This is a genomic window from Bacteroides gallinaceum, from assembly GCF_030373775.1.
GTDB lineage: Bacteria > Bacteroidota > Bacteroidia > Bacteroidales > Bacteroidaceae > Phocaeicola > Phocaeicola excrementipullorum.
Genome location: NZ_JAUDEN010000001.1, coordinates 88,764 through 101,835 on the forward strand (window position 1 = coordinate 88,764; position 13,072 = coordinate 101,835).

The window sequence follows — 13,072 nt, forward strand, 5'->3', positions numbered from 1 at the left end:
GGGAATGCCGCTCGTCTCGATAAGACGAAGAATCAGCCACTGAACCTTACTCTACAATTTTCAGACTGATGCCTTTCAACTGCTGCCATCCCGCCTTGTCTGTCAGCCGTACCATAAAGTGATAGTCGCCCGTATCGATGTTTTCGGGGATATCGATATCTACGCTTGCATGAAACAGCATCAGCCCCGGTTCAATGGAGTAGTCCTGATTGTAAACCCAAGGATTGACAGGCTTCTTTTTCGGATTGAGCGTACAGTCAGCTGCCGATGTGGAATGAGAGTGGTGGTCAAAATTGTTGTGTATCTCGATGTTAAAGCTGCCCAGTTCCCGGTTGTCCGTAAAGGTATATCGGAAAGCGATGGTTTCACCTTTATGATAAACCTCGCAGTCGAGCGGCGACGGAAGTTCTCCGTCTGTGAAATCCGGCTTCTCCATGTCTTTTGCCGGGTCATCTTCATTGCCGGAACTGCATGATGCCACCAGTACGGCGGCAAGCATTAAAAATACGATCTTCTTCATTTTGAATATCTGATTTGAATGAGGCTGTCCGCCATGCAATGGCAAGAACGGACAGCCCGGTTGTTCATTTTTCGGTTATTTGGATTCCTTCAACTTCTTCGGTCGTGGCATTGCCTTCGGCATCTGTCACGGTAAAGTGAAGATGGTATTCACCGGCGGGAGCATCGGCAGGCACTTCGATGTGTTCATGAAAGTGAACCGAAGTTTCCCCAAGATACTTGCCTGTGAAAATGGACGTAAACTCATATCCGGCATCACTGTTGTGCAGCTCCACCTCTATCCCGGCGATTTTCAAGGGTGCAGTTATATCCGCTTCCAAATGCAGCTCTTCTCCTGCTGCGGCTGTCTTGCCGTCATCTTTACCCACTTCAGCAAGTGCCACCTTGGGTGCCCCATCGGCAGGCACGGTAATTTTCAGTTCGGACGTGACCGCCGTGCTTTGCCCCTTTTGGTCTGTGACTGCCAGCGTCAGTTCATAGTCGCCTGCAGCGGTATTGGCAGGAATACCCACATGCTCGTGGAATGTAGCGTTGCGCACACCGATATACTTGCCGTCGGTCCATGATGCGGCAAGCACAGCATTTGTACCGTCCGCGCTCGCAATACTCAGGTCTATGTGTCCGATAAGCCCCTCGGCTTCCAGCTCGCTTTCAAGATGCAGGTCTTTCCCTGCTACTACGGACTTGCCGTTTCCGCTTCCTACCTCGGCAAGAGCTACCACGGGTTTTGCCACGCCAGTCTGTCCGCCGTCGCTGTCGCACGACGATACTACGAATGTGATTGTACTGAGCAGCAACGATGCTGCCAACAAAATTCTCTGTTTCATTGTCTTTGGTGTTTTTATGGGCGGTATGCCCGGTTTATATTAACAGGTAATCTAGAAACTCCATGCAGCCATAAGCGAGAAGTTGCGCCCAGGTTCGGGTACGCCTATCAGTCGATAGTAACTGGTGTGATCGAAATACCGTCTGTTGAGGATGTTCTCGCAACGGAGCGTCACACGCAGCACGTTTCCGCCAAAGCGAAACGACTTCCCTGCCGACGCAGCCAAAAGCCAATATCCGGGAGTGGGTTCCTCGGGTGGCACGACTTCATTCTGCGCCCCGACTGTCCGGCATTCCACAGCCACAAAGCCGCTGTCGTCTTCATCGCTGGCAGGCAACCCGCAACGGAGTTCCATGTGTGCCGACCATGGGGTAGAGCAAGGAAGCGAATATCCTTTCTTCTCGCCCGAAAGTTGACGCGCATACAGATATTCCCCGTCCGCCTCCAGCACGAAATGCCGCAGGAAACGCCAAGAGAGCGAAGCCTCGAAGCCCCACCGTATAACCCGGCTTTGCATGTATCGGTAGAGTTGCAAGCCCTCGCGATATTCGGACGTGGGATTCAGATAGATGTAGTTCGGGAAATAATTGACATACGGGGTTAATGACACATCCAGCGACCCATGTTCGTATATCAGCCCGGCATCCGCCTGGTACGATTCTTCCGGCTTCAATCCGGCATTGCCTTCTTCGTAGCGGAAGATGTTGTAGTTGATACCATTCATGCCAAGTTCCTTGGCAGTGGGTATACGGAAACTCTTGCCTACATTGGCTTTCAGCAGCCAATCTCCTGTACGCCGGTTGACGCCTACAGACCATGTGAAACAGCCAAACGACTGCCTCATGCCGGCGGAGCGTTGCACAAATACGGAATCACCGTCCGGCTGCGGTGTCTTGTACCAGTCACGATAGCTGTGGATACGCACCGTACCGCGGTCGAAGCGTATGCCTGCGCTGAAAATAAGGTCATCGCTGACGACAAAACGGTCGTAAGCATATCCGCCGAACGCCAGTTGCCCGAAGTCAGGCAAAATAAAGCCCCATCCGTCACGGCGGTTTTTCTGGTATTCGGCACTTGCTCCCGCTTGCAGCGAATGCCGTCCGAGCATCAGACGCAACCGGATGCCGGCAGATACCGTCTGCTTCGTGAAACGGCGCTCGAGCGTATTCGGAGGAACAGGCATGTATCCGTGGGAAACGGGTTCCGAATGCTCGCTCTGACGGTTGTGCTGGTAGGCAAAACTGCCCTCCACTGCCCCGCCGTGCCAGTGCCATTCGGTGCGGTTAGACAGCATGAGATGGTTTACCGTATGAGAGGGCAAATCCACATCGCGGCACGAACGGTCATAGTCTATGTCCGACAGCATCACCTCAAGACCGTGGGCATTGGCGAAGAAACCGCTGCGTGTATTCACATCCGCCATGCGGAAGCAAGTTTTCATACGGCTTCCCTCGTAGCCGATCAGAAGGCTTCCGTCAAGTTCGCGCCCGGCTGTGTTGCGTAACCTCCGGTCATGAAGCTTGATGTAGTAAGAATAATAGCGTATGCTGTCGGTGGGTATGCGATAGTCGGCATAGTCGATGAGCGTGGCGTTCGCCTTGTACCAGAAGTCGCCGCTGCGCCCCGCCATGCGGAGCGCGGTGCCGACAGACTCGTTGTTGCTCCGGGCAAACAGATTCACGCTGCCGCCGAAGCGTTCCTTCGGTGCACGGTCGCTTATGAGGTTTATCACGCCGCCGATGGCATCGGAGCCGTAAGTGACCGCTGCCGGACCTTTTATGACCTCCACCTTGTCCACGGCATATTGGTCGGTTTCCAGCCCGTGGTCATCCCCCCACTGCTGTCCCTCGTGCCTGATGCCGTTTTCCGCCACCAGCACACGGTTGAATCCCAATCCGCGTATAACGGGTTTCGATGCTCCGGATCCTACTGCCATCGCTTTCACGCCCGGCAGCCTCTCCAACGTTTGCATCAGCGAGCCGCCAAAGTTGTCCTCCACATACCCCCTTGTCACACCCAGCGTGTTCTGTGCCGAGCGCATCTGTATCTCCTTATAGCCGCTGTTTCCTTTTATCACCACTTCCTTTAGAGAAATGCCGTCCCTCATCATGCGCCCGATACTGTCGGCAGAAACATCGGCCTTCACTGTATCAACAGGGACACAAAGAGGCTCTGCGTTCATCGTGCAGAGCGCATGGCAAGGAATGACGAAAAACAGAAGCATGGTCATCAATGTCTTCTTTTCCATCTGAAAAAAAATGAATGTTGCTGTTTGTTGCGTAAATCCTCCTGTCCGGACAAAGTGCAACCTTTCCTGCATCACAACGCATCAGTTGCAAATCCTGTTTCTCTACAAGGGACAGAAGACCGTAAACGGATTTATCTAAACAAACATATAGGGAGGCGCACGCAACGAGGGTGACGGTCCTTTTCTCTGGATGACATCCGCATACGGACAGTCAATGAAAATATAGACCGGTTGCGCAAAAGGAACAAGAAGAATAGCCGGTGCTTCCACAAAAGGCGACAAGAAGAAATGGCATATCGGGCACGTACCGCCATCATCGCTGCCTTGCGAATGGCTGGAAGCGGAAGCGTGGCAGGTTGCAGCCATGGCTCCATCGTGAAAGTGCGTTGCCTTCACGATGCTTATCGGCATGAGGGTTAGCAAGAGTACCCATGCGATGATGATCCTGTTTCTTCTTTTCCTTTTCATTCTTCTAAGCTCGCGTGCAAAGATAATACTTCCCTTGTAAATGCAACAATGTTTCATATTCTATTTTAGTTAAATTTCATCACACGGGACAAAAAACGTATCTTTGCACCCGTCTTAATCAATACAAATTATGAACGCAACCGATATATTGAAAGAAAAGGGACTGAAAAAAAGTGCCCAGCGCATATCCGTCATCACGATTCTGCAACAGAAGCTGGTTCCCCTCACGGAAGAAGAAATAAAGGAGGACATGGGCGAAATCTATGACCGTGTGACTTTTTACCGCACAATGCAGGTGCTTGTCGGCATGGGGATTGTACACCGTATCGTGGTGGACAACACAACTACAAAGTATGCCCTGAACACGGATGGGGAAAACAAGTCGCACGTGCATTTCTATTGCAGAATCTGCCATGCCGTAATATGCCTGAAGGATGTCCCGGTACACCGCTACCAACTGCATGGCAATTACAAGCAGGAGGATTGCGAGGTCTTGATAAAAGGGGTGTGCCCTGCCTGCATGACCTTCGATTCAGACAACGAAACAAAATAGGAAAAGAACCATGGCAGTTGCTGTGAGAACATATTTTATTGTTGAACAAGGAATAACCGGAATAGTACAATGAATCACATGATTTGTCACTGGCACGGAGTGGCTTTATAAAGACCTTTCTATTAAGAAACTGTTTTGAATTTATCGTGTGCTGATTTGGGATGAGTTTTTGAGGCATTTCCGTTTGTGTGATGAGGAAGATAGCGGGCTATCTGACGAAGAACAGAAGCGGAAAAGACCAAAAAATAGCCCAAAGCACACACGAAAACGAATACATCAAGCCAAGAAAAACTTTTTGGAGAAATTCAAAACAGTTTCTAAGCCATCCGGTGCCTTTTCTCCCTTTTTATTCGTTTATTCCGGAAATATTTCGTAAATTCGGGACAAACCAATGAACAGCAGCTATGAAACCCATTTTTCACTTCGGATGCGGACTCGTCATGGGCTCCTTCCTCACATTGTTTCTGGCCTCGCTTTGGGGAATCTCTTCGCTGAACGAAAAAAGCCAGACAGATGAAAAAGAAACGGCACAGGTGGTGCAGCAGGAACAACCGTCCGCACCCGAAACTACCGCCGGCGAGAGCAAAACGCACCAGTCCCGAACTGTCGAAAAGAGAACGGTATCCGCACAGCCACAGAAGCGTGTAAAGAAACAGGAACCCGAACCTCAGCATACAGCGGCAAAGCCGCAGCTGAAACCGGTGACAACAGCGGAAATAGCTGCAGAAACGGAAGCTCTTCCCGAAAAAATAACACAGCAGACACCTCCGGAACGCAACACCCGGACGACACGGACGCAGGAGGAAGAGAGCAGACAGTACACGGAAATACAATGGAAAGGGGAATCTTATTCGCTTTACATCGGAATGCCGAAGGAAGCCGTGCGCGAAATATTCGGAAAACCCGGAAACGTAAACGTGATGAATCTGTACGACGGGGTACACGAAAACTGGCAGTACCGGTCGAGAGGGCACATGTTGATGCTCTCGTTCATCAACGGAAAACTGGACGGGATCATGCAGCTATAATTCCCCAACCAACAGACGGGCAACAGACCGGCATCTGCTCCCCTGTCTTTACAGCAGGCTGTGAAAGGAAAGGTTCTGCCAGCCCATGAAACAACGGCATTTCCTGCGGAATAATCTGTATCTCCAGGCTAGAGATATACATCTCCAGCCTGAAGACATACATCTTCAAGCTAAAGATGCACGTCTTTAGACTGAAGACAGACTTTTCTGCGGGAAATCCCGCCGTTGTTCATGCGAAACAACCCGAAAATGAAACGGCAGTTTCCGCATCGGGAACGCGCCGAATTCAAGGCGACGACAGAAGCTATCATTGGAAAAACAGGTCCCGCATACCGACAACAGGCATGATTTGACCGAAAAACCACTAACAAAGCCTCTAAAATCACGGTTTTTGATGATGCCGTATATCTTAAAAAAACTTTTCTTTGCAACATAGTTCTAAACATAGTACTGAATTGATGGAAGAAGGGAAAGACATACGGATGCTACTGGTGGACGATCACGAACTGGTATTGCAAGGATTGAAATACATCATAGAATGTTCATTGCCGGATGTGAAGCATATCTGTACGGCATCATCCGGCCGAGAAGCCATTTCCCTCATTACATCCCAACATTTTCATTTGTGCGTGCTGGATCTGGAACTACCCGACATGTCGGGGCTGGATGTCATCGCCTGCATCCGCGAGAAAAATGCCGGCACACGCATTATTGTGAACACCATGCACGAAGAGCTGTGGTGCATCAAGGAACTGCTGCAGCGCCAGGTGGACGGTATTCTGTTCAAGTCCGTTTATCCGAGCGAAATGCTGGAAGCCATCCGCCGCATATTGCGGGGAAAGACCTATTACTGCGAGCAAGTGCGCCGGACACGCGCCAAAATGGAACGCAGCGACAAGCAACGGCGCGACACGCTGACTCCACGAGAGTTGGATGTGCTGAAACTGCTGTCTGAGGGGAAGACTACGCAAGAAATAGCACGCGAACTTTGCGTATCAACCAATACCGTCGACACGCATCGCCGCCATCTGCTGGACAAGTTGGGGGCGCGCAACGTGGTCGACCTCCTCATGACCGCCATAGCCAAAGGAATTATCACGGTCCGCAAACGCTGATTCGTCAGACAAACCTAATATAATAACCCATAAAACACTTGACACCTTATGTTAACAGACGCTACAGCTCTTACTCCTGTCCTATTGTTAAGCCAGATACTCTTCTGGGGAAGCATCGTTTACACGTCATTGCTAATATTGCGCTATCGCAAGATTACCGACTGGTATAACCGGAAAGCCGGAACGGAAATCATCATTCATCTTCATTTCCGGTCACTAACTCCGCTGTTGCTGACGGGAGTTTTCGGTTTCACTATACTGATCATCGGGATGCTTCTTTCTGCATCCAATGACAACATTACTGACCAACAGGTGAACAATATGCTGTGGCTAAGCTGCCTCACTTTGGTCTACCCCATTTTCTGGCTGGTATGGCGGCTGGTAAAGGCAAGTCGCAGCGAAAATCCGCGTGCCGCACGCTGGCGTCTGCTCTACGATGCACTGCTGAACCTCTCTGTCGGCTTCGGAGGCGGAATAGCAATCATCATCGCCGTATGTCTGACCGTATTGGGATCGTTTACCAAATGGGATTATTTCTTCCCTGAAAAGTGGCGCGACATCGCCGGAGTTGATGTGGTGCCCCAAAGCAAAAAACATTATTGGGTTGCAGCCGGTCTTGCCGTTGTCGCTATAATAACGCAGTTTATTCCGGACGGTGATCACATAGCAGAAACAATAGCCGGCATCGTAGCCATGGCAGCCATCGGCTTAGTGGCATGGAAAGTATGGCGCACCCCTCGGAAAGAACGTCACAGCATCGTGTGGCGTTGGGGATATATTGCCGTATCCTTTTATATCGTGTTCATCGTCACGGTCTGGATCATCCTCATTACAGTGATGCTGTATGTTTTCTACTTGATTCTGACACACGTTGTAGGCAGCGGTACGGAAGGCAAGAGCAGCGGCAGAACACGGCACAGCGTATCATGCAGCCATTTGAGCCACGATATTTTGGGCGGCTCAAACAAATGCAATATCTCCGGAGATACCTGTCCGAAAATAAATGGCGGCCATTGCCCGCATCAATAACGACAATCTCAGCAATTTATAATTTACCATTAATCTTATAGCTTATGTTACGAAACTGGTTACTGTTATTATTTCCTCTTCTGTTCTTCTCAAGTTTTAGCGGCTGTTCCGATGATCCCGATGACGAATGGTCAGATAACAATGACTCGTCGATAGGGGTATCCGACAATGAAAGTTCTACACTTGACGGCGCCCCCGCCTTCGCGCGTTTCGAGGATTCACAGCTCGAAGTCTCTTCTGATCCGACGAATCCCATCCCGGTGGTTCTCTACACAAATCTGTCCATGCCATACATTGAAGTTGACACCGATGTGGCCGGCGCATTCATTTATGCCAATGAAGTTACGCCGCCGGACATGGAAAACGGCGGACAGTGTGAGGTGATGCTGGAGGTGACGCGTAACATCCTGCAACACAACACCGAAACGGGCGTTGACGAAGCACTCTCAAGACAAGGTTCGATAAACGTTGTTTCCGGAGGAAAGACCCTCGCCACACTGAACATCGTGCAGGAAGCACCGCCATACTGCAAGCTGAACGGCAACATACAGTCGACATTCAGCAGGCTCAGCTTTCCTTTCACGGCCAGCGAATCGACAGCAAAGGTGTACTATTATCTGTCGGACAAGGCGCTTCCCCGTTCCGAAGCGTCAGGCATTCTCTACGACAGATGGGAACGCGAAGAGCTTGTTTTGTCTGAGGGACAGACAGAATTCACATTAGATTTCAACGGTCTTCTCGTAAACACGCCCTATTATCTGTATGTACGTCCCGTGAGCGAGTACGGAAGCACACTGGAAACCAACTACTTCAGCGAATACACCGCTTCCACGGCTGCCGGACAAAGCGAACAGGACCTTGTACTACTAGTCAGCGCCAATCCTGCCAATAACTTTACGGTATATATACCTCTTCACAGCGATTACACAACAGGTACGTTGGATTGGGGAGACGGCACAGTGGAAACAGTGGCAGACGGATTTCATAACATTCAACATAAATACGATGTCACCACAGCCACTGAATTCGAAGTGCGCTTCAGCGGAAAAATGACCAATATGAGTCTTAGCGCCCCGGGCACTGCTCCTATTTCCGCGATGGAAAACACATTGTTGGGTATTCTTCAATGGGGATATACGGGACTGGAAGAAATCGATTTAGGCTCTTTCACAAGTCTTTCATATGTGGCACCGGATACACAAGGTGCTTTCCGCAACATGAAACACTTTGGTGTAGAACCATACGGAGGAAGTTTCACGGGAACCAGCATTACGGAAATCCCCGAAGGTTTTTTTGACTATGCTGTCAATGCGACAAGCTTCGACTTCACTTTTGGCGGATGTTCAAAGCTGGCTTCTTTGCCCAAAGGGTTATTCAAGAACTGTACGAAAGCAAAAAGTTTCCAGCGTACTTTCATCAGCTGCACCTCACTGACAGAATTGCCTGCCGACCTGTTCAGCAATTGCTCGGAGGTAACCACATTCGAAACGACTTTCAATGGCTGTTCCGGACTGAAAGAAATTCCTGCGGGATTGTTTGATGCCTGCACCAAAGTCGTCAACTTTGAAGGAACCTTTGGCAACTGTACTTCATTAACTTCAATTCCTGCAGGACTATTCATCCACAATAAGCAAGTAAACTATATAGGTACTTGTGCACGGCGTAATTCCAGTGGAGGTTATTTAAATGGTGGGCGGGGACTGTTCCAAGGTTGTACAAACCTGAAAGAAATTCCTGCCGGTCTGTTTGCTTCGTTCAAAAAACTTGAAGACGCGTCTTTTGCTTTCACATCATGTAGAGGATTGAAAACATTGCCAGCCGATTTGTTCAGCGTTTGTACTTCATTAGAATACTTGGAAAGTACTTTTGAATACTGTTCCAGCCTTCAGTCGCTGCCAGTTTCACTGTTTGACAACAACCGCCAGCTGAGAATTGTCGGCTCACTTTTTGAAGGCTGTTCTGCCTTATCCGGCGAATCTCCTTATACAACGATAGGAAATGGAACAAAAGTACATCTATACGAACGCAGCAACTATAATACCGAATTTGTAGCACCCGATAACTATGTATGGTGCTTCCGCCATTGCACAGGCTTGTCAGATTACGATGCCATACCAAATCATTGGAATTAACATATCAGGTATCCAAAGCCTTCTGCCGAAAGGCCACCGGCAAATGCATGGATGCTGAGATTTCTTGCTTGACTACGGGGGGTGCAGCTTCAAAGCTGCGCCCTCATTTTTTTCACAGAAATCCGGCAAAAAACTTGTACATGTCAACACCTGTTTCTATATTTGCGGCAGAACGATGAAATAGACCAATCATGCTTCAAAAGTTTCAAATCAAAGAAAACAGACAGAAAATCATTTCCAGCCGGCAACAAGACGTTGCAAGGCGTGAAAGTGAATGTTGTCGTGTTCTTTGATTTGATGGACACCCCTCCGGCAAAACAGGTTAAGTGCGCCCAAAGCAGACGGGGCCGGAGAAATCTTGGGAGATCCGAAACACTCCAATGTTCTTAAATGCATGTCCTCATTTTTCAAATGAAGACATGTTATCCTAATAAGGATATGCAGACTGCATGTCCTCTTTTTGTTATGCACCTTATTGAAATATCTCACCGTTAAAAACTTGAAGCCATGATTGATAATGTATACAATGAAACACCACTGACTGACGGATTTGACAAATTTATAGAAGACTCCAACAAAACAGAAACCGAACGCTGCACGTATGACAATATAGACTACATTGTCCCTGCAGGCTTTTCGCCCGCCACCTACTCCTTCCGGTCGGCTGAACTGATTCTTGACGGAAACAACCTGATGGACAAGGAAACGAACTTCAAGGCCTGCCTCCCCGACACCCGGTTTGCAATATCCTTTTTTCTGTTTGTCACTCAGGTAGAAAATGAAGGATGCTGCGACGATGAAGCAGTGCAGGCATGGCTGTATAAGAAAGGAAAGCGGAAAGCACTTGCAATCCGAAAGGAAATCCCGAACGAAGACGGCATTTATTTCGATTTCTCCGAGCTGGGCGACAGCCTGAGTCCGGGCGAATACTTTCTGCTTCTCAACAACCTGGAAGCGTCGGAAAGCGACTGCAACTTTGAAGCCATGGGAACAAACCTCAGGTTCTCGTTCTCCATCCTGCCCGACGGACGCCATCTGGCACATCCCGACATACGGAACATCCGGCTGCATCGTGACCGGACACCGCTTGCCGGCACTTCCGGACGGATAAGTCTTTCATTCAGTCTTTCAAGAGCCATGCGGAAATACGATGAATTCACAGCCTGCTGTTATGACGAATCATTTTTCCTCATGGACAGGATTTTCATCTCACAAAGCCCTGAAATGCCGCAGAGCAGAAAAGTCTGCACCAGCCTCAATTCACCGTTTATCTGGATGCCGGGCCAATACACTTGCCTGCTCAGCCACAACGGAGAACCTTTCCATAAAATATCTTTCAGCCTGGAAAATGAAAGGATATCCGTAAAGATGAGTGAAAGCATCAAGAAACACTCATCCGAGTACATACTCTTGAGATACATGGAATCCGACCGAAGAAACTCGTTCTATTGGAGCGAGCTGAGGCGTACCCCCGGATTCGGAAGCATAAAGCGAAAGGCGATGGAATACTTTCAGGACAACGCACTGAACTTAATGCGGAAAGACTGCGATCTGGGTCCGATAAGACGGAACATGAATTTCCTGTTCATCGGAAAAGAAACTGAAGGAACAAAGAACGCAATAAAAGATTTCGCCTTCATTCTCTGCGAAACCAGAAATTTCAACTATGTGGATGCAGAAGAACTGACCGAACAGAAAAACCTGGCTGACCCCTATGCCGCGGTCAACGGACTGTTCGAGGGACTGACAGAAGGCGTTGTCTGCATCTCCAATCTGTATGCCCTGCTGAATGCCAACGAAAACAGATTCTTTCAAAAACTGGAAAAGAAACTGAAGACAGAGCGGAAGCTCACGCTGTTTTTCCTTGGAACAGATGCCGAAATCAATCAAGTGTTCGAAACCAATCCGACGCTAAAAGGCCTCTTCCCCGAGAAAAACAGCGTTGGATTATGCAGCTATACGGTTTCCGATATCGCCCATGCTCTCCAGAACACGCTGAAAAAGCAGCAGTTCTCATTCTCGGAAGAAGCGGAGCTGCGCCTTACCAAACTGCTGGCAGGCATGGATGCCAAAGGAAAACTGAAGAATTGGGGGGCAGAACAGGTGGAACAATTCTTCACCGGTTCCATTCTTCCCTGCTTCTGGCAACGCATTCTGGATATGGAATGCCAGGAGGAAACAAGCATGAAACAGGAGCTTTCAAAGATTAAGGCCGAAGACATACATGACGGTTTTACCGACGGAAAAGACACATCATTCGAACAGGAAATGAGCGGACTGAATGCGATGACCGGACTTCACGAGGTGAAACAGCTCCTCAACGCAACATTCAACCAACTGCAGTTTGATGATCTCCGAAGCAGAATGGGACTGGCCGTCCGGAAAAAAGGCATCCACCACATGATATTCACGGGCAACCCGGGAACAGGAAAAACGACAGTGGCCAGAATGATCGGAAAAATCTTCCATGCGATGGGACTCCTTTCGAAAGGCGATGTAATCGTGACGGAAAGAAGCCGGATGGTAGGACAGTTTCTCGGCGAAACAGAACGCAACATGCAGGAGATTTTAAGGAAAGCGCAAGGCAATGTTCTCTTCATCGATGAAGCCTACACACTGACAGCAGACAAAGACAATCGAAAGGATTTCGGATACCGGGCTGTCGAATGCCTGCTCACAGTCCTGTCCAGAAACAGCCCGGACATGATAGTCGTTCTGGCCGGATATGAAAAGGAAATGAACCAAATGCTGGCAACCAACCCCGGACTCCGCGGACGGTTCCCTCACACGCTCCGGTTCGAGGACTATTCGGCAGACGAGCTGATGGAAATAGCCCTGCAACTCTTCCGGAAAGAAGAATATATCCTGACCGGCGAAGCGAGCAGGCAACTGTACGAAACCATCAGCGAAGCGGTTGCCGACAAGACAGAAAGCTTCAGCAATGCCCGCTGGATAGAGCAATATGTGTATAGCGGCATTCTTCCGGCTATGGCCGAACGGGTGCTGAACCGGGGCGGAGCAATTGACAAAGAGTCTTGCCGGACGGTTGAAAAAGAAGATGTTGAAACGGCATTTCTCAAATTCAAGCCTCGCCAGATAGAAACGGCCGTGATACCTCGCATCGGCTTTCGGGCATAAATCAGCAAAAAGGTGT

10 protein-coding genes are annotated in these 13,072 nt (G+C 49.3%); 6 read left to right on the forward strand and 4 right to left on the reverse strand.

Annotated elements, in window-relative coordinates; all coding sequences use genetic code 11:
* Positions 1–46: 46 nt before the first annotated feature.
* The 4 genes from QUW60_RS00355 to QUW60_RS00370 form a co-directional block, all read right to left on the reverse strand.
* Positions 47–520, reverse strand: a complete 474-nt coding sequence (locus QUW60_RS00355) for a DUF4625 domain-containing protein (RefSeq protein ID WP_289558017.1) — start codon at positions 518–520, stop codon at positions 47–49.
* Positions 521–584: 64 nt separating this feature from the next.
* Positions 585–1,346, reverse strand: a complete 762-nt coding sequence (locus QUW60_RS00360; protein WP_289558018.1) for a DUF4625 domain-containing protein — start codon at positions 1,344–1,346, stop codon at positions 585–587.
* Between the two features lie 51 nt (positions 1,347–1,397).
* On the reverse strand, positions 1,398–3,593 hold the full coding sequence (locus QUW60_RS00365; protein WP_289558019.1) for a TonB-dependent receptor: 2,196 nt from the start codon (positions 3,591–3,593) through the stop codon (positions 1,398–1,400).
* Positions 3,594–3,728: 135 nt separating this feature from the next.
* Positions 3,729–4,061 (reverse strand): hypothetical protein, encoded by a 333-nt coding sequence (locus QUW60_RS00370; RefSeq protein ID WP_258338206.1) that lies wholly within the window; start codon positions 4,059–4,061, stop codon positions 3,729–3,731.
* 130 nt (positions 4,062–4,191) lie between these two features.
* On the opposite strand from QUW60_RS00370, the gene QUW60_RS00375 reads away from it, so the two are divergent.
* From QUW60_RS00375 to QUW60_RS00400, 6 genes are all read left to right on the forward strand, one after another.
* Positions 4,192–4,614 carry a Fur family transcriptional regulator gene (locus tag QUW60_RS00375; protein WP_258338205.1) on the forward strand — a complete coding sequence of 141 codons (423 nt, stop codon included), beginning with the start codon at positions 4,192–4,194 and terminating at the stop codon, positions 4,612–4,614.
* Between the two features lie 404 nt (positions 4,615–5,018).
* The gene (locus tag QUW60_RS00380; protein ID WP_289558020.1) at positions 5,019–5,642 is read left to right on the forward strand and encodes a hypothetical protein; all 624 of its coding nucleotides are present in this window, start codon (positions 5,019–5,021) and stop codon (positions 5,640–5,642) included.
* Positions 5,643–6,100: 458 nt separating this feature from the next.
* Complete coding sequence (locus QUW60_RS00385) at positions 6,101–6,757, forward strand: response regulator (RefSeq protein ID WP_258338203.1); 657 nt, start codon at positions 6,101–6,103, stop codon at positions 6,755–6,757.
* A gap of 48 nt (positions 6,758–6,805) precedes the next feature.
* The gene (locus QUW60_RS00390; RefSeq protein ID WP_289558022.1) at positions 6,806–7,786 is read left to right on the forward strand and encodes a hypothetical protein; all 981 of its coding nucleotides are present in this window, start codon (positions 6,806–6,808) and stop codon (positions 7,784–7,786) included.
* A gap of 44 nt (positions 7,787–7,830) precedes the next feature.
* Entirely contained in the window at positions 7,831–9,918 is a 2,088-nt protein-coding gene (locus QUW60_RS00395; protein WP_289558024.1) for a leucine-rich repeat domain-containing protein, read from the forward strand.
* 507 nt (positions 9,919–10,425) lie between these two features.
* Positions 10,426–13,056, forward strand: a complete 2,631-nt coding sequence (locus tag QUW60_RS00400) for an AAA family ATPase (protein WP_289558026.1) — start codon at positions 10,426–10,428, stop codon at positions 13,054–13,056.
* Positions 13,057–13,072: the final 16 nt, after the last annotated feature.